The 19,118-nt window shown below is 73.0% G+C and carries 9 protein-coding genes; all 9 read left to right on the top strand.

Annotated elements, in window-relative coordinates; translation table 11 throughout:
• Window positions 1-343: 343 nt before the first annotated feature.
• From WHN02_RS21715 to WHN02_RS21675, 9 genes are read left to right on the top strand one after another with little or no spacing between them, the layout of a single operon-like run.
• On the top strand, window positions 344-1,753 hold the full coding sequence (locus WHN02_RS21715) for a condensation domain-containing protein (protein WP_434740543.1): 1,410 nt from the start codon (window positions 344-346) through the stop codon (window positions 1,751-1,753).
• Window positions 1,753-3,600 (top strand): amino acid adenylation domain-containing protein, encoded by a 1,848-nt coding sequence (locus WHN02_RS21710; RefSeq protein WP_434740542.1) that lies wholly within the window; start codon window positions 1,753-1,755, stop codon window positions 3,598-3,600. The genes WHN02_RS21715 and WHN02_RS21710 overlap by 1 nt, the downstream gene beginning before the upstream one ends.
• Complete coding sequence (locus tag WHN02_RS21705) at window positions 3,597-8,180, top strand: type I polyketide synthase (RefSeq protein WP_434740541.1); 4,584 nt, start codon at window positions 3,597-3,599, stop codon at window positions 8,178-8,180. Before WHN02_RS21710 ends, WHN02_RS21705 begins: the two co-directional genes overlap by 4 nt.
• Window positions 8,173-9,411, top strand: coding sequence for a MupA/Atu3671 family FMN-dependent luciferase-like monooxygenase (locus WHN02_RS21700; RefSeq protein ID WP_434740540.1), 1,239 nt, complete (start codon window positions 8,173-8,175; stop codon window positions 9,409-9,411). The genes WHN02_RS21705 and WHN02_RS21700 overlap by 8 nt, the downstream gene beginning before the upstream one ends.
• The gene (locus tag WHN02_RS21695; protein ID WP_434740539.1) at window positions 9,408-13,466 is read left to right on the top strand and encodes a non-ribosomal peptide synthetase; all 4,059 of its coding nucleotides are present in this window, start codon (window positions 9,408-9,410) and stop codon (window positions 13,464-13,466) included. The genes WHN02_RS21700 and WHN02_RS21695 overlap by 4 nt, the downstream gene beginning before the upstream one ends.
• Entirely contained in the window at window positions 13,463-14,710 is a 1,248-nt protein-coding gene (locus WHN02_RS21690) for an MFS transporter (RefSeq protein WP_434740538.1), read from the top strand. Before WHN02_RS21695 ends, WHN02_RS21690 begins: the two co-directional genes overlap by 4 nt.
• Window positions 14,707-17,013, top strand: a complete 2,307-nt coding sequence (locus tag WHN02_RS21685; protein ID WP_434740537.1) for a non-ribosomal peptide synthetase — start codon at window positions 14,707-14,709, stop codon at window positions 17,011-17,013. The genes WHN02_RS21690 and WHN02_RS21685 overlap by 4 nt, the downstream gene beginning before the upstream one ends.
• Window positions 17,010-18,302 carry an ATP-grasp domain-containing protein gene (locus tag WHN02_RS21680; RefSeq protein ID WP_434740536.1) on the top strand — a complete coding sequence of 431 codons (1,293 nt, stop codon included), beginning with the start codon at window positions 17,010-17,012 and terminating at the stop codon, window positions 18,300-18,302. The genes WHN02_RS21685 and WHN02_RS21680 overlap by 4 nt, the downstream gene beginning before the upstream one ends.
• On the top strand, window positions 18,284-19,096 hold the full coding sequence (locus WHN02_RS21675; protein WP_434740535.1) for a thioesterase II family protein: 813 nt from the start codon (window positions 18,284-18,286) through the stop codon (window positions 19,094-19,096). The genes WHN02_RS21680 and WHN02_RS21675 overlap by 19 nt, the downstream gene beginning before the upstream one ends.
• Window positions 19,097-19,118: the final 22 nt, after the last annotated feature.

The following is a 19,118-nucleotide window of genomic DNA, read 5'->3' as shown; positions in this document are numbered from 1 at the left end:
GGTGAAGGATGTCGCCCGCGGCGAGGCGACCTTTCGGTGATCATGGGCGTACGCTCCGTCGTTGCCCCGCCGGGGCGGTCCCGTCGTCCCGTCCTCGATCAATTGGCGTACGTAAGTCCTTGCTTGACGTGAGACGGGTGTGCAAGGCTCCCTTCCGGCGGGCGACGGGGGGAGGCCGCGCATGGTTGATCCATGCTTGGATGTATCCAGCTATGTGCTGGAGGAAATTGATAGAATCGTCGACGGAAGTGTCCCGGAGGCGATTTCCGCGGATGCCGCGAGTGAGATCAACACCGTTTTCGGGATTGATTTACCCCATCGGGAGATCGCGGCTGCGAAGTCAGTGGCCGCCCTCGGCGTCCTGGTGCAGACGGCGCTGGTCGGTCGTACCGCCGCCGCGACGGCCGACCGCGACGAGCACCGTACCGACGGGGGGCCGGTGCCGCTCTCCGGCGCTCAGCGGCGCATCTGGTTCATGCAGCAGGTGGCCCCCTCCTCGATCCTCTACAACGTGCCGACCCGACTCGACCTGACCGGACCCCTCGTCGTCGAGGCCCTGCACGCGGCGCTGACCGATCTCCTCGCCCGGTACGACGTCCTCCGGTCCTGCTATCCGGCCCGCTCCGGCGTGCCGTCGGTGGCGGTCCGCCCGGCGGCACCTGCCGACCTGCCGCAGGTCGACGTCGACTCGGACGTCGAGGTGGACCGGCTGGCCGAGGCGCAGGCGCGGATCCCGTTCCGGCTGGAGCAGGAGCCGCCCGTCAGGTTCCTCCTGGTACGCCGCGCGCCCGACCGACACACCCTGATCAGCACGTTCCAGCACATCGCCGTGGACGGGCTGACCCTCGACCTGCTCACCCGGGAACTCGGCGCGCGGTACGGCCGGCACGTCGGATCCGGTCCGGCCTCGACCTCGCCGCCCGCCCGGCAGTACGCGGACTTCGCGCGCGCCGACGCGACGGCGGCCACCTCGCAGGCCCGACGGAAGGCGACCGCCGAGCGGGCCGCGGAGCTGTCCGGGATGCCGTTCCCGCTGGACATGCCGACGGACTTCCCCCGCCCCCGGTTCCCGCAGTTCCGGGGCGACGCGGTGGCCGTGACGCTCGACGAACGGTTGGCGGTGGAGGTCCGCGGCCTGGCACGGCAGCACCGGGTGACGGCGTTCGCGGTGCTGCTCGCCGCCCTCGCGGTGGTCCTCCGTCGGGCCGTGGGCCGTCCCCACGTGGTGGTGGGGACGCCCGCCGCCGGGCGTCTGCGCCCGCAGTGGCAGGACATGGTGGGCTGCTTCATCAACATGGTGCCGGTGGCCGTCACGGTGCCCGACGGCAGCACCGGCAGCCGTGTGATCGCCGGTGCGGCCGAGGCGGCGTGGCGTGCCCTGGAACGGCAGGACGTCCCCTTCGAGGACCTGGCCCGCCTCCTGGCCCGCCGGACCGTACGGCCGCTCACTGTCATGTTCTCGTACCAGGTCAGCGCTGCTCCGGTCCGTTTCGCGGGGCTCGCCGACACCGTCCTCACCGTGACCCGGCCCCCGGGGACGGCCAAGTACGACCTGAGCCTCTACGCAGTCGCCACCGCATCGGCGCTGCGGCTGGAACTGGAGTACGACGCCGAGCTGTACACCCACGAGACCGCCACGGCGCTCCTACACGACTACCGCGCTCGACTGGCGGCGCTCGTCGCGGACCCGACGGCGGTCGTGGACCTCGGCGGCCCGGCAGGAACCGACGAACCCGAACACGTGGAGCGATGATGACGCGGTTGGAGCCGGGACTACGGGCCTGCATCCATGAGCTGTTCACCCGGCAGGTGCACGCCCGGCCGGACGCCGTCGCGGTCACCCACGAAGGCCGGGACACCACCTACCGGCAACTCGACCGGCGGGCCGACGCCCTGGCCCACCGGCTGCGCCGGGTCGGGGTGGGGCCGGAGGTGCCCGTCGCCGTCTGTGTCGAACGGTCGGTCGGGGCGGTCGTCGCGCTGCTCGGCGTGCTGAAGGCGGGTGGGGCGTACGTGCCGCTCGACCCGGAGCACCCGGACGACAGGTCGGCCTTCGTCTGCAGCGACTCGGGCGCGACCCTCCTCGTCACCGACCAGCGGGACCGGACGTTCGGTGTCGAGCGGTCGATCCTGCTCGACGACCACGACCACGACCACGACGGCCAGGACCAGGACCACCTCGACCTCGGCGGGGCCGCCGCCGACGCGGTGTCGCCGCCGCCGGTGGAGGTACGGCCGGAGCACCTCGCCTACGTCGTCTACACCAGCGGGTCGACCGGCACGCCGAAGGGCGTCATGGTCGAACACGGCAACGTGGCGGCGCTGGTGGGAAGCACGAGCGCCCGGTTCGGGTTCGGCCCCGACGACGTGTGGACCCTGTTCGCGTCGCTGGCCTTCGACGTCTCGGTGTGGGAGATGTGGGGGGCGCTGCTGCACGGCGCCCGACTGGTCGTCGTGCCGAACGAGGTACGCCGGTCGCCTGCGGACTTCCACGCACTGCTCGCCCGGGAGGGCGTGACGGTGGTCAACCTGACACCGGCCGCGTTCCGCCAACTGTCCCGTTACGAGCAGGACGCGGCACCCGCACCGGTCCGTACCCTCCGGTGGTTGATCTTCGCCGGTGAGTCGCTCACCCCGGGCATGGTCGGCCCCTGGCTGCGGCGGCACGGTGACGAGCAGCCCGCCCTCGTCAACATGTACGGCATCACCGAGACCACCGTGCACAGCACCTGGCGGCGGATCACCACGGCTGACCTGGTCGAGCCCGAGGCCAGCCTGATCGGACGGCCACTGGACCGGTGGACGGCGGTCGTCCTCGACCCGGACGGCCACGGTGTCGCGCCCGGTGAACCCGGTGAACTCCACGTCGGAGGTGCCGGGGTGGCCCGGGGCTACGTGGGTCGGCCGGACCTGACCGCCGCCCGGTTCGTCGACGGCCCCGACGGCACCCGGCTCTACCGTTCGGGTGACCGCGCCCTGGTACGGCCGGACGGGGAACTGGAGTACCTGGGCAGGCTGGACCACCAGGTGAAGCTGCGCGGCTACCGGATCGAGCCGGGTGAGATCGAGGCCCGGCTGCGTACCCATCCCGGGGTGCACGAGGCAGTGGTGGTCCTCGACCGGGACGGGGCCGCCGAACCCCGCCTGGTCGCCTACGTGGTCCCCGCAGGTCCGGCGGCACCGGCCCCGCCGGACCTGCGGGCCCACCTGGGCCGCACCCTCCCGGACTACATGCTGCCGGCGGCGTACGTGGTGCTGGACGGGTTGCCGTTGACGGCGAACGGGAAGGTCGACGTCAGCGCCCTGCCCGCCGTGACCGGGGAACGCCCGGGTCTGTCCACGCCGCTGGTCGCCCCGTCGTCACCGGCGCAGCAGCGGCTCGCCGAGATCTTCGCCGAAGTCCTGGGCCTGGACCGGGTGGGCCTGGACGACGACTTCTTCGAGCTGGGAGGACATTCGATGCTGGCCGTGCAGGTGGCCGCCTTGGCGCAGGAGCGGTGGGGGATGCCGGTGTCGCTACGGTCGATCTTCGACGCGTCGACGGTCCGTTCGCTGGCCCGCGAGGCGGACGCCGTGACGGTGGCGCAGGTGCGGTCATGAACCCGGACGACGCCGTCGCCGTCATCGGCATGAGCGGCCGGTTCCCCGGAGCACCGGACGTCGACTCGTTCTGGCGGTCGGTGGTCGACGGTGAGGTAGCCGCGACCCGGTTCAGCCGCGACGAACTCCTCGCCGCCGGGGTGCCCGAACACGAGATCGACGCCGACGGGCACGTACCGGTCGGCTATCGGGTCGAGGGATGGGACCGGTTCGACGCTGCCTTCTTCGGCTACTCGCCCGCCGAGGCGGCCATGATGGACCCGCAGCACCGGCTCGCACTCCAGGCCTGTTGGCAGGCCTTGGAACGGGCCGGATACCCGCCCGGCGACGCCGCCGCCCCGATCGGGGTGTTCCTGAGCGCCCCGTCCAGCGCCTACCTGGAGCAGCGGATCCTCCCTCAGGGCACCGGAGGGCGCGGGTCCGACGAGTTGCAGCGGGCGATCGGCACCGATCCGGGGATGCTGGCGCTGCGGGTGTCGTACCGGTTGAACCTCACCGGTCCCAGCCTCACCGTGCAGACCGCCTGCTCCTCCTCCCTGGTCGCCGTGCACCTGGCGGTGCAGAGCCTGCTCACCCGCGAGTGCGACACCGCCCTCGCCGGTGGTGCCGCGATCCGGTTGTTGGACCGGCGTGGTTACCGGTACGAGGAGGGCTCGATCCTGTCCCCGGACGGGATGTGCCGCCCGTTCGACGGCGACGCCGCAGGCACCGTCTCCGGGGACGGGGTCGGCGTCGTGGTGCTCAAGCGGTTGGCGGACGCCCTCGCCGACCACGACCACGTCGAGGCCCTGATCATCGGTTCGGCGGTGAACAACGACGGCGGGACGAAGGTCGGCTTCACCGCGCCGACCAGCACCGGACAGGCGGCGGTGATCGACGAGGCCCTGGCCGTCGCCGCCGTCTCCCCGGCCGACGTCCAGTACGTCGAGGCACACGGCACCGGGACCCTCCTCGGCGACCCGATCGAGGTGCGGGCACTGACCGAGGTGTTCGCCCGCGCCCCGCGAACCGAGCCGTGCCTGCTCGGCAGCGTCAAGTCGAACATCGGTCACCTGGACGCCGCAGCCGGGGTCGCCGCCCTGATCAAGACGGTCCTCGCACTGCGCCACGGGGTGGTCCCGGGCACCGCGCACTTCCGTACGCCCAGCCCGCACCTGAACCTGAAGCCGGAGCTGTTCCGGGTCACCGGCGAGCGGACGGCGTGGCCCACCCCGCCGCCCGGGGCACCCCGTCGGGCCGGAGTCAGCGCCTTCGGCGTCGGCGGCACCAACGCCCACCTGGTGCTCCAGGCGGCACCCACCCGCGCGGAGACCACCGACGACGGTGCCGGGGTGCGGGTGCTGCCGCTGTCGGGGCGTACCGTCGAGGGGTTGCTCTCCACCGCCGGTAGGACGGCGGACGTGCTCGCCGGCCCGGACCGGGTCTCCCTCACCGACCTGGCGTACACCCTCCAGCGGCGGCGACGTCCCCTGACGGCCCGCGCCTGCGTGGTGGCCCGTGACCTCGACGAGGCCGTCGACGCCCTGACCCGGCTCACCCCGCAGGACGTGACCACCGTCGGCACCGACGACGACCGGCCACCCGAGGTCGTCCTGATGTTCCCGGGGCAGGGCAGCCAGTACGCCGGGATGGGCGCCGACCTGTACCGCGACGAGCCGGTGTTCCGGCAGGCGATGGACGACTGCGCCGACGCCTTCCGGCCGCATCTGCGCTTCGACGTCCGTGAGGTGGCCTTCGGCGACGACGAGGAGCTGCTTCGGCAGACCGAGTACACCCAACCCACAGTCTTCGCCGTCGGGTATGCGACGGGCCGACTGCTGCTGCACGCCGGGATCGAACCGGCCGCGATGATCGGACACAGCCTCGGTGAGTACGTGGCGGCCTGCCTGGCCGGGGTGTTCACACTGCCGGGTGCGGCCCGAGTCGTCGCCGCCCGGGGGGCTCTGGTCCAACGGTCCACCCCGGGTCGGATGATCTCGGTGGCGCTCGGCCCCGAGGAACTCGACACCGTGGTACGGGGCCACGGCTCGATCGCCGCCGTCAACGGCGCGCACCTGTGCGTACTGGCCGGTACCGGGGAGGAGATCGCTGCCGCCGAACGGCTGCTCGCCGCCCGGAACGTACCGGTCCGCCCGTTGGCGACCTCCCACGCCTTCCACACCCCGCTGATGGACCCGGTCCTGGCCGACTTCGCGGCCGTCGTCGCCGACGTCACCCGCAACGCGCCGACCCGCCCGGTGGTGTCGAACGTGACAGGTCTGCTGCTCACCGCCGAGCAGGCCACCTCCCCGGACTACTGGGTGACGCACCTGCGTCGGCCGGTCCGTTTCGCCGACGGGCTGTCCGGGCTCCTCGACACCGACCGTCGGCGGGTGCTGGTGGAGGCGGGTCCCGGTTCGGCGCTGACCGCGATGGCCCGACTGACCGGGACGACAGCCGCCCTCGTGCCGCTGCTCGGACGCCGCGACCGGCCGGCGTCGCCGGTCGCCGCGCTGTGGCGGACCGGTGTGGAGGTCGACTGGTCGGTCCAGGATGCGGCGGGCCGGGTGGTGCCGCTGCCCGGCGTGGAGTTCGACGGCCGAGAGCACGTGCTGCCCCGCCCCCGTGCCGGCGAGGCACTGACCGACGAGCCCGCCGCCCCGTCACGTTGGACGTACGCGCCGGTGTGGCATCGCGGTGGCCGCCGGCCCGCCGACCCGGTGGGGACGCCGCAGACCTGGCTCGTGGTGGAGGACGCCGCCGGGCTCGCCCAGCGGATCGGTGGGCTGCTGCGGGCCGCCGGAGACGACGTCGAATCAGTGACGGCGGCTGCCCTGACGGCGGATCCGGACGAGCCCCGACGCCTGGTCCAGGCACTGGCCGACGCGGGCCGCCTACCGACCCGGGTGCTGTACGCCGGGACGATCCTCGGCGCGGAGACCGTGGCGGAGGCGGGCGGCGCGAGCAGCGTGGGTAGCGCGAGCGGCGTTGGCAGCGCGGGCACCGCGGGTGGCGTGGACGGCGCGGGTGGTGCGAACGGTCCGGTCGCCTCCCTCGGCCGCGTCCGCAGCGACGGGCTGCGAGACCTGGTCGCGGTCACGCAGGCGCTCAACGAACTCGGCCAGGTGGACGGGCTCGATGTCGTCGTGCTGACCGACCGGTTGCAGGAGGTCGCCGGGTCCGTCCCGGTCCGCCCCGAACGGGCCACCGTCCACGGTGCGGTGACAGTGCTCCCGCAGGAGTTCACCGGCCTGAGCTGCCGCGCCGTCGACGTGGACCTGCCACCGGCCGACGCGCAGGACGGCTGGGACGACCTGGCCGCGACGCTCCACGGCGAGGTGCGGGGCGCTGTCGGCGTCGACGAGTCGTTCGTCGCCTACCGCGACGGTTTCCGGTGGCGGCGGGCGTTCGCTCCGGTCGAGTTGCCGGGCGGCGCGGGGGTGTGGCGTCCGGACGGTGCCTACCTGCTGTTCGGGGTGGGCACCCGGACCGGGCTGATGGTGGCCGAGGAGTTGACCGCCCGGGGTGCCCGGGTGGTCGGTGTGACGGGTCGGGTCGCCTCGGCGGCGGACCGACCGGACGGGCTCACCGCCCTGCGGGAGCGGGCCGGGGGTCGCCTGACGGTGCTTACCGCCGACCTCCTCGACGGCGTGCAGGTGACCGCCGTGGTCCAGGAGGCGCTGGTCCGGCTGGGCCGACTCGACGGGGTGTTCCACCTGCTCGACGACCGGGCCTCCGGCATGGTCGCCATGAAGTCGGCGACCGACGTCACCGCCACCGTGGACGCCCGGGTGCGCGGCGTGTCGCTGCTGGGTGCCGCCCTGGACCGGGTGACCGGCGACCGCCCCCACGGATTCCTGGTGCTCGGCTCCTCCATCACCGGCGTGGTCGGCGGGTTCGGGCAGCTGGAGAACTGCGCGGTGGCGACCTTCCTGGAGACCTACGCCCAGGCGCGCACCGCGCCCGGACGCCCCGTCACGGCGGTGCACTGGGGACAGTGGGCCTGGGACGACTGGTTCGAGGAGCAGATGGCGGATCTGCCCGAGATCCGGGCCGACTACCGGCGGCAGCGTGAGCGGTATGGCATCCCGGTGGCCGAGGGGTGGGAACGCACCGGGGCTGCGGTGGCCGGTGGACTGCCGTCGGTACTGGTGTCGACCCGGGACCTGCGGGACGTGCTCACCGAGCAGCGGCAGCTGACCGCCGCGGGGTTCGCCTCGGCGGTCGTGACACCGGACGAGGCGGCCGACCCGGACTGGGACCCGGCCCGGCTGTGGCCCGACGACGAGGTTGCCCAGCAGATCGCGACGGTGTGGCGGGAGGTCCTGGGGGTCACCCTCGACGACCCGGACACCGACTTCTACACCGTCGGCGGCAACTCGCTCTTCGCCATCCAGGTGGTCGCCCGGCTCCGGGAGATCTTCGGCCCGTTGCCGATGAGCGTGATCTTCGATGCGCCGTCGGTGGCGGGTCTGGCCGCCGCCATCCGTACGCAGCAGACCCGATCGCTGGCCGACGAGGAGATCGCGAGCATGCTTGACGAAGTCGAGGCCATGTCACCAGAGGAACTCGAGGCGCTGCTGGCGGCCGACCATGGCTGAGGAGATCGCCGTCGACGGGGCGCTCCGACGTCGGCTGGCCACCCTGACCCCGCAGCAGCGTGCCGTCTTCGACCGCCGCCGTCGGGAGCGGGCGGCAGCCGTGGAACCGGAGGCGGGCGCCCCGCAGCCGACCGGCCCGACCGCCGGACGCCGACGCCGCCGTCCCGACAGCACCATGGAGTTCAGCGTCTTCTTCTTCTCCGGGGACGGGTCGAGCGTCGAGGAGAACCGTTACGACCTGCTGCTGGAATGTGCCCGGATCGCCGACCGGGCCGGGTTCGCCGGGATCTGGGTGCCGGAGCGACACTTCGTCGACTTCGGCGGCCTCTATCCCAACCCGTCGGTGCTCGCCGCGGCGCTGGCCGTGGTCACCGAGCGGATCCAGATCCGGGCGGGCAGCGTGGCGCTGCCGCTGCACCACCCGGCCCGGATCGCCGAGGAGTGGTCGGTGGTGGACAACCTGTCCCGGGGGCGGGTGGCGATCTCGGCCGCCTCCGGATGGCACCCCGACGACTTCGTCCTCGCACCCGGCGACGGTGCCCGGACCTACCGGGACCGCAAGGCCGTCATGTTCGACAGGCTCGAGACGGTGCAGCGGCTGTGGGCCGGCGAGACCGTCGAGGTGCCCGGGGTGACCGGGACCCCGACCGCCGTCCGGACCCTGCCGCGTCCGATCCAGCCGCGGCTTCCGGTCTGGGTCTCCTCGCAGGGCAGCACCGACACGTTCGTGCAGGCCGGCCGGGCCGGCGCGAACCTGCTCACCGGCCTGGTCGCGCAGCAGCCGGAACAGGTCAGGACGAAGATCGCCGCCTACCGGAAGGCACGCGCCGACGCCGGGTACGACCCGGACACCGGGGTGGTCACCGCGATGGTGCACACCTTCCTCGGCTCCGACCTCGACGAGGTGCGTGAGGTCGTCCGCCGCCCGCTGATCGACTACCTCGGCACCTTCCTGCGTCAGCAGGACAGCACCGACAGCGGGTACGCGGTGCTCTCCGAAGCCGAGCGTGAGGTGATGCTCTCCGCCACCTTCGACAGGTACTTCGACCACCTGGCCCTGCTCGGGACACCGGAGACCGGTGAGAGCTTCGTCGAGGACCTCGTCGACCTGGACGTCGACGAGGTGGCCTGCCTCGTGGACTTCGGGGTGGCACCCGACCTGGTGATCGAGGGCCTGACCCACCTGACCGAGCTGAAGAACCGCTACCAGCATCCCCGGGGTACCGCATGACCGACCTGACGCAACGGCTGGCCCAGCTGACCCCGGCGCAGCGGGCGGTGCTCGACCGTCGGCTTCGGGACAGGGGCGCGAAGGCTCCCCAGGTGCCGGCGATCAGCCGGCGACCGGACCTCGGCGGGCATGTACTCACCGTCGACCAGGAGCGGATCTGGCTGATCCACCAGTTCGACCCGGACGACCCGGCGTACAACATCTTCTTCGCCGCGCGGTTGACCGGGAAGCTGGACCTCGACGCGGTACGCCGGGCGGTCGACGACTTCGTCGCCCGGCACGAACCACTGCGGACCACCTTCGTGGCCGTGGACGGGCGGCCCCGGGCTGTCGTCCACGAGCACGCCCGGGCCGACGTGGTCGTGACCGACCTGCGGCAGGTTCCGGCGCAGCAGCGGGAGGCGGTGGCGCAGCGGCACGCGCTCGACGAGATCCGTACGCCGTTCGACCTGACGGTCTGCCCGCTGCTGCGGGTCCGCCTGCTCCGCACAGCCGACGACGAACACCTTCTCGTCGGCACCGTCGACCACATGGTCTGGGACCGGGCCTCGCTCACCGTGTTCAACGCCGAGTTCCCCGAGCTGTACAACGCGCACGCCACCGGGCGCCCCCACACCCTCCCGCCGGTGCGGCTGCACTACGGCGACTACGCCGAATGGCAGCCCGACTGGTTGAGCCGGGAGGTGGCGACCCGGCACCTGCCGTACTGGCGGGACCGCCTCGCCGGTGCCGCACCCGCCCTGGAACTGCCCACCGACCGGCCGCGCCCGCCGGTCCAGACGTTCCACGGTGCCCGCCACCAGTTCCGACTCACCGCGGCCCTCACCACGGCGATCCGGGAGTTGGCGCGCGCGGAGAACGTGACTGTGAACGTCGCCCTCCTGGCCGCCTGGCAGCTGCTGCTGCACCGGCTCTCCGGGCAGGACGACATCGTGGTCGCCACGACCTCGTCGACCCGGGGACGACCGGAGACCGAGTCGATGATCGGCTACTTCCTCACCATGCTGCCGCTGCGGGTGCGGGTACGGCCGGAGATGAGCTTCCGGGAGCTGCTCGGCGAGGCCCGGACGGCGGTCCTGGGGGCCTTCGACCACCACGACGTGCCGTTCGGGGTGCTCCTGGACGCGCTCGACGTGCACCGCGACCCCAGCCGGAACCCGGTCTACCAGTCGACCTTCATCTACGTCGACTTCGTCCACGAGGAGCGGGTGCCGCTGGACGGACTGCACGTCGAGACGGTCATGTTGGACAACCTCACCGCGAAGGACGACATCACCCTCGGGGTCTTCGACGACAGGTCCCTCGGCGACGACCACTTCTACGGGCTGCTGGAGTACAACACCGACCTGTTCGACGCCGACACCGTGGAGCGGATCGGTGAGCAGGTCGTCCACCTGCTGGAACAGCTCGTCGTGGACCCGGGGCGGGCCGTCGACGACTACCTGCTGACCCGCCCCGACCAGGTCCACCGGCAGGTGGTGGAGTGGAACGCGACGGCCGTCGACAGGGATCCCACGGCCACCGTCGACAGGATGGTCCGCGAGCAGGCGGTGCGGACCCCGGACGCGGTGGCGGTCCGGTGCGGTGTGCACCGGTGGACGTACCGGCAGCTCGTCGACCGTGCGGCGGTGATCGCCCGGCGGCTGCGGGGGCTCGGGGTGGGGCCGGAGGTGGTGGTCGGCGTCGGAGTCGAACGCTCCTGCGACCTGGTGGCGGCGCTCCTCGGTGTCCTCTGGGCGGGCGGGGCGTACCTGCCGCTCGACCCGTCGCACCCACGGGACCGGTCGGCCGGGATCGTCGAGCGCTCCGACGCCCGCGTCGTGATCACCACTGCGGAGTACGGCGACGGCATCCCGGCACCCGAGCTGCTCCTCCTGGACGACCTGCCGGAGCGGGAGCCGGAGCCGGGGCCGTCCGCCTCGGGGGACGGCCGGCGGCTGGCGTACGTCATGTACACCTCCGGGTCGACGGGCACCCCGAAGGGTGTGGAGATCACCCACGGCAACCTGGTCAACGTCCTGCTGGACCTCGACGACCTGGTCGGTCTGGCACCCGGTGAGGTGCTGGCCGCCGTCACCCCGGTCACCTTCGACATCGCCGGTTTCGAACTGTTCGGGCCGCTGCTGGTCGGGGCGACGGTCACAGTGGTGCCGCGCGCGGACAGCCGGGAGGGCGGTCGGCTGGCGCGGGCGCTCGCCGAGTGCGGGGCCACCGTGATGCAGGCGACGCCGACGACCTGGCGGCTGCTGCTCGACGCGGGCTGGCGCAACCCGGCCGGACTGCGGATGCTCGTCGGCGGTGAGGCGTTGCCGCCGACCCTGGCCGCCGAGATGGGGGCACTGCCCGGCAGGGCGTGGAACGTGTACGGCCCCACCGAGACCACGATCTGGTCCACCGTCTGGCCCGTCCCGGCCGACGGCGGCCCGGTGTCGATAGGTGGGCCGCTGGCGAACACCCAGGTCCACGTGCTGGATGCGCGACGTCGGCCGGTGCCGGTGGGCGTACCCGGTGACCTCTACATCGGTGGTGCGGGCGTGGCCCGTGGCTACCGGGGCGCGCCGGAGCTGACCGCGCAGCGGTTCCTGCCCGACCCGTTCGGCACCGACGGGATGCTCTACCGGACCGGTGACCGGGCCCGGTGGCGGCGCGACGGCACCCTGGTCTTCCTGGGCCGCGACGACAACCAGGTGAAGCTGCGCGGGCACCGGATCGAGTTGGGGGAGATCGAGTCGTCGTTGGAGCGGCACCCCGGCGTACGGCGGGCAGCGGTGGTCGTCCGGGAGGACCGGGCCGGTGACGCGCGGCTGGTCGGGTACGTCGAACCGGCCGGTGAGGTGCCGCCCACCGCGCCGGAGTTGACCGAGTCCCTGCGCGACACCCTGCCGGACTACATGGTGCCCGCCGCTGTCGTCGTGCTGGACACGCTGCCGACCACGGCCAACGGCAAACTGGACCGCGCGTCGCTGCCCGCCCCGTCGACCGACCGCACCTCTGGCGGTTACGCCGCCCCGCGTAACCCGTTGGAGCTGCGGATCGCCCGGATCTGGGAGGACGTCCTCGACGTCCGGCCGGTCGGCGTCCACGACCGGTTCTTCGACCTGGGCGGGCACTCGCTGCTGGTGCTGCGGCTGATGGCCGAGCTGGAGGCGGCGTTCGGGGTGACACTGCCGATGGCGGCGATCTTCCAGGGGGCGACGGTCGAGCAGTTCGCCCGGATGGTCCGGGACGGGTTCCGCCCGGAGGGCGACGTCCACGCGATCCGGCTACGGGCCGGTGCGCACTCCGAGACCCCGATCTTCTTCGTGCATCCGGCGGGCAGCGAGGTGGTCTGCTACATGCCGTTCACCGAACTCGTCGAACCGGCCGAACGCCCGTTGTACGCGTTGGCCTCACCCGACCCGGTCGACGGCCGGTTCCCGTACGAGACGTTCGAGCAGCGGGCTGCCGCGTTCGCCGGGCTGATCCGCGAGCTTCAGCCGTCCGGGCCGTACGAGCTGGTGGGGTGGTGTTACGGCGGTTCCAACGCGTACGCCGTGGCCGCCGAGCTGGAACGGGTCGGCGAGACCGCCTCGGTGGTGCTCGTCGACGCCCACCCCCCGGCCCCGGTGGAGGTGGAACCCGACCGGGCGGAGATCGTCGCGGCGATCGCCGCGAACCTGCGCTGGGACCACCAGGACGGCACGGCCGTCGAGGACCTGCGGGCGATGACCGACGACGAGCACGTCGACCACCTGCTGCGCATCGCCCGGGCGGCGAACTACCTGCCTGCCGACAGCGGGCGGGCGCAGATGGCGTCGGTGGTCGAGATGTGGATGGCGAACCTCCGTCTGCTCTGGCGCTACGAGCCACCGCCGCTGCGCGGGCCGGTGACGGTCGTCCGGGCGGAGGCCGAGGAGCCCGAGCCGTTCCGTGCGTGGGGGTCGCTCGTGACAGGACGGTTCCGGGAGGTCGACGCGCCCGGCAACCACTACACGGTGGTGCGGTGGCCACACGTCACAGTGGTGGCACGGACAGTGAGCGAGGCCCGCGATCGGGCGCTGGGGGACGAGTCGTGAGAGAACTGCTGCGGGACAAGGTCTACCTGCGTTACTGGCTGGCGGTGGTCATCTCCTTCCTCGGGGACGGCATCGTGAAGGTCACGGTGATCTATGTGGCTGCCGACGTGACCGACTCACCGGCGTTGTTCATCGCCGCCGTCGTCATCGCCCAGCTGCTGCCGTCCGGGGTCCTCGGCGCGTTCATCGGCCCGCTGGTGGACCGGATGTCCCCGCGTCTGCTGCTGGTCGGCGCGGACATCGCCCGGATGGTGGTCGTCCTGGCGATGATCTTCGCGGTGAACTCGGCCTGGCTGCTCCTGCTGCTGATCTTCCTGGAGGGGCTGGGCAAGGCGGTCTTCGAGACCGCCCGGATGGCCGCCATCCCCAAGGTCGTCGGTCAGCACAGCATCCCGGCCGCCATCGCCCTGTTCCAGAGCACCGTCCAGGCGCTGAACCTGGCCGGGCCGCTGCTCGGCGGCTTCCTGATCCTGGTGGCCGGGGTGAAGTTGTCGTTCGTGGTCAACGCGGCGTCCTTCGTGGTCTCCGCGCTCCTGTTGGGCAGCATCGCGGTGCTCAAGACGGCCACCGTCACCGCGTCCGGGCCGGGACAGTACTGGAGTTCGCTGCACACCGGGGTCACCGGTGTGCTGGGCATCCGGTCGCTGCGCCTGGTGGCGTGGGCGATGGTCCCGGTGATGCTGGCGATCGGGCTGTTCACCACGAACGTCAACACCCAGCTGTTGGCCGGGTTCGACCTGCCCGCCTTCGAGTTCGGTCTCGCCCAGGCGATGCTCGGCGGCGGTGCGGTCATCGGGGCGTTCCTCGGGCCGACCCTGGTCCGACGGGTCTCGCTGACCGGGCTGCTGGCCGGTGCCGTCGCCCTGTTCGCGGTCTCCCTGCTGGTGTTGTGGCCGATCGACGACCGTTGGCCGGGCAGCGGCCTGGCAGTGGTCTGCTCCTGGTGCGCCCTGGCCGGACTGGCCATGAGCCTGGTGCAGGTGCCGGTGGCGAACATCCTGCTCCGGGACCTTCCCGAGGAGCTGCGTGGTCGAGGGATCGCCCTGCTCAACGCGGTGATGATCAACTTCTCGATCGTCGGGGTGCTGGTCGGTGGGGTGGTGGCGAACGCCGTCGGCGCCGCCGCGTCGATCATCCTCACCGGTCTCCTCCTGCTGCCCCCGGCGGTGGTCCTGATGGTCAGGTCCCGCCACGAGCGCAGGCCCGCTCAGGCCGCCGACACCGAGGTGGGAGCCCTGCGATGACAGCAGACCACAGTCGTACGCCGCTTCCCGTGCAGACCGGCCTCCCGGACGCGGACCTGGTCGCGGCCTGGGCGATCGTCAGGGCCGCCACCCTGCGGCAACAGGCCCTCACCGTCCCCGTCGACAGGCACGGGAACGCTATCGACGTGGACGTCGACCTGGACGCCACCCCGACCGCCGCCGACCTGGTGGCGCACTGTGCGTCGGCGCTGGCGGCGTCGCGGCCTGCCGGTCACGGCCGGGGAGTCGACCCGATCACCCTGGCCGTCACCGGGACGGCGGAACTGCGGTACCGGGCCGGGGCCGTCGACCCGGTGCAGGCAGCCCTGCTGGCCGAGTTGACGGGCCGGGCCGTGCGGGAGATCCACCGTACGCCGGACCGTCGTCCGTCCGACCTGGACCTGCTCACCGACGACGACCGCCGCCAGCCGTACCGCTGGCGGCAGGCCGCCCACCGGGTCGTCGACGGGCCGGCACCCGAACGCCACCGGGCCGTCAGCGAGCAGGCGCGTCGGGACCCCACCCGCCCCGCAGTGGTCTGCGGCGACGAAGAGGTCACCTACGGCGACCTCGACACCCGGGCGAACCGGCTCGCCCACCTGCTCGGCGACCGGGGCGTCGGCACCGACGTCCGGGTCGCCCTCTGCCTGCCTCCCGGCATCGACCTGGTGGTGAGCATGCTCGCCGTGCTCAAGGCGGGCGGCTGCTACCTCCCGGTCGACCCGGGGTTCCCGAGCGCCCGGATCGCGTTCCTGCTGGACGACGCCGACGTCGCCGTGGTCGTGGGTGACGACGCCACGCCCGACGACGCCGTCGCCGGTCGGCCCGTCGTCCGGCTCGGCACGGACCGGGCACGCGAACAGTTGGCGGCCCGACCCGACACGCCACCTGCCGACCCGTCCGACACGGGGCGGCTCGGCTACGTCCTCTACACCTCCGGCTCCACCGGGGAACCCAAGGGCGTCGCGGTACCCGAGGCGGCGGTCGGCAACCTGCTGCGCTGCGTCGGCCGGCACGTGACGCTGCGGCCCGGGGACACCGCCCTGGCCAGCTCCGCGCCGGTCTTCGACATCTCCACCGTCGAGATCTTCCTGCCGTTGGTGAACGGGGCGCGGGTCGTCGTCGCGACCCGGGACCAGGCCCGCAACCCGGCCGAGACGGTCCGGCTGATCGACGCGTACGACGTGCGGTTCGTCCAGGCCACGCCGACGGCGTGGCGTCCGCTCACCGACGCCCTGACCCCCGGTGGGCGGCGGGAACGCCTCCAGGCGCTGACCGCCGGGGAGCCGCTGACCCCGGACCTCGCCGCCCGGATGCTCGCGGTGACCGGCCAGGTGATCAACGGGTACGGCCCGACGGAGACCACCGTCTACTCCACCGTCGCGCGGATCACCGATCCGGCCGACGTGACGATCGGGGAGCCGGTCGACGACACCACCGTCTACGTGGTCGACGCACGGGACCGGCTGGTGCCCCCCGGTGTCCCGGGTGAGCTGGTGATCGGCGGGCGCGGCACGGCCCGTGGCTACCTCAACCGGCCCGACCTGACCGGCCGGCGGTTCGTCCCGGACACCTGGGCGCCGGCCACCCCCGGCGAGACGGTCTATCGCACCGGCGACCTGGTGTGGTGGGCGCCGGACGGCCGACTACGGGCCGTCGGGAGGATCGACACCCAGGTGAAGGTCCGGGGTCACCGGATCGAACCCGGTGAGGTGGAAGCCCGACTCGACGCCCATCCGAACGTCACCGCCTGCGCCGTCCGGGCCCGGCGGTTCGGGCCGGACGACACCCGCCTCGTTGCGTTCGTGGTCACCGCCGACGGCCGCCCGCTGCCCCTGGCCGACCTGCGGGCCTGGTGTGCCCTGACGCTACCGGAGTACCTCGTCCCGACCGTCTGCCTGACCCTTCCCGAGCTGCCCCGCACCGGCAGCGGCAAGCTCGACGAGGGTGCCCTCCCCGACGCCGCGCAGACCCGGGCCGGGCTCACCTCCACCCCCGACGGGGACGACGGCGGGGCGCAGCCGCGTACCGCTGCGGAGCGGGCGGTGGCCCGGATCTGGCGGGAGGCGCTGTGGGCCGACGACCTCGGCGTGCACGACGACTTCTTCGAGCTGGGCGGTGACTCGCTGGTGGCCACCCAGGTCACCCTCCGTCTGCAACAGGAGTTCGTGCTCGACGTGCCGATCCGCGCCGTCTACCGGCACCCGACCGTGAGCGAGCTGGCCGCCGCCCTGGTCCGGGCGCGGGCCGCCGGCGGATTCGACGTCCCGGCACCCGCCGGAGCGGGGGAGGGGCTGCGATGAGTGACAGCGACACCCTCCTGGTCGTCTACGACCGGGGCAGCCTGGCACCGACCAGGATCGCCCGGGCCGCCGAGGCCAACGACGTCGAGCTGGTGTTCCTGGTGGGCGCCCAGACCCTGGCCGGGGGAGCCCGGGACCGGCAGGCCGAGGCGCACACCGAGCTGATGATGCCGACGCTGCGGATGCTCGGCGAGACGATCGACGCCACCGGTACGGGCGAGGAGGACCTGCTCTCCCTGGTCGGCGCGCACCGGCCGGCCGGAGTCGTCACCTTCAGCGAGTTCCAGTTGGAGTCGACGGCCCGGCTCGCCGACCGGATCGGCCTGCCCCATCACCGCCTCGCCGACCTGCCCGGGATCACCCACAAGGACGTGCAGCGTCGGCGCTTCGCCGAACGGGGTGTCGACGCCGTCCGGGTCGCCACGATCACCGACGTCGGGCAGGTCGACGCGGCTGTCGACCACGTCGGTCTGCCCGCCGTGGTGAAGCCGGTACGGGGCGCGTCCAGCCGGAACACCGTCGCCGTGCACACCCCGGCGGAGGCGTACGCGTTCGTGGCCCGGGCCCTCACCGACGACGGGCCGGGACGCCCCCGCGAGTCGGCGCTGATGCTGGAGGAGTTGCTCGTCGGCCGACCGACCCCGGCACCCTGGGGTGACTACATCGCCGTGGACTGCGCGGTGTCCGCCGGGCGGGCCGAGGCGATGTTCGTGACCAGCAAGTTCGCCCTGGCCGAGCCGTTTCGGGAACGGGGCGGCTACGGCGGCCGGTCGTTCGTGGAGGACTCCCTCGTCGCCGAGGTGGAGGCCCTCGCGTGTCGCGCGGTGGAGGCGGTCGGCGTCACCACCGGCATCGCCGACGTCGAGATCAAGCTGACCGCAGCCGGCCCCCGGGTGATCGAGGTGAACGGCCGCCTGGGGGCCTGGGTCGACGACCTCGCGGTTCGGTCCGGCTTCGCCGATCCGGCGGACGTCGCGGTCCGGGCCGCGCTGGGCCGCCCGTTCGAGGCCCGTCGGCGGCCCGCACCGGAGAGCCCGATCGCGTTCCACTACCTGCTCGTGCCGCCGGTCGACGCCGGACGGGTGCGCGACATCCAGGGGGTGTCGGCGCTGCGCCGGATGCCCCACGTCGAGCGGGTCACGGTACTGACAGCTCCGGGCGAACCAGCGGACTGGCGGCTCGGCGCGGCGGCGAACGCGGCTGCGGTGACCGGCGCCACCGGATCCCACACCGACCTGGCCGACACCGTCGCCGCCCTGGAGGAGGTGCAGTGGATCACCTACGACTGAGCGACGACTCCGCAGTGGTGGACCTGCCCCCGTCGCGGTGGCTGCGGGAGTGCGCCGGGACCCCGGCACCCGGCCCGCTGCGCGCCCTGCTGGTCCTGCTGCCCCACGCGGGTGGCGCCGCGTACACCTATCGGTCCTGGGTCCCGGCCCTGCCGGAGGGGGTCACCGCCCTGGCTGTCGAGTACCCGGGCCACGGCACCCGGATGAGGGAGTCGCCCAGCGCCGACCTCGACGGCGTGGTGACCGAACTCGCCGACGTCCTCACCGGGGTGCAGGATGCGCTCGACGGTCGTCGCCTCGTCCTCGGCGGGCACAGCCTCGGCGCACTGCTCGCCCACGAGGTCGCCGGTGCCCTCCAGGACCGTGGCCGACCCGCCCCGGACCTGTTCCTGTCCGCCGCACCGCCCCCGCACCGCCGGGCCGGACTGCCGGACCTCACCCGACTCGACGACGACGCGCTCGCCGAAGCCCTCGGCGACCGCGGCGACCTGCCCCGGGAGATCCTCGCCGACGTCGAGGCCCGCGCCCTGTACCTGCCGATGATCCGGCACGACCTCGTGCTCGCCCGGCGGTACGGCTCCGACACCCGCCCCGCCACCACTGTGGTACGGACCCGCGCCGTGGTCGTCGGCGGCGCTCAGGACGACAGGTGCCCCACCGGCGACCTGGCCGCCTGGACCGACCTGATCGACGGCCCGACGCAGGTCACCGTGCTGCCGGGGGGCCACTTCTACTACCGCGACCAACTCGACGTGGTCGGCCGGCTCATCGACGGTCTGGTGACCGCGCCGTGACCCGCCACGCCCTTCGGAAGGG

This window comes from Micromonospora sp. SH-82 (genome assembly GCF_051132485.1).
Taxonomy (GTDB): domain Bacteria; phylum Actinomycetota; class Actinomycetes; order Mycobacteriales; family Micromonosporaceae; genus Micromonospora.
The sequence above is the reverse complement of the archived record's forward strand: the minus strand, read 5'-3'. Positions and strand labels throughout refer to the sequence as shown.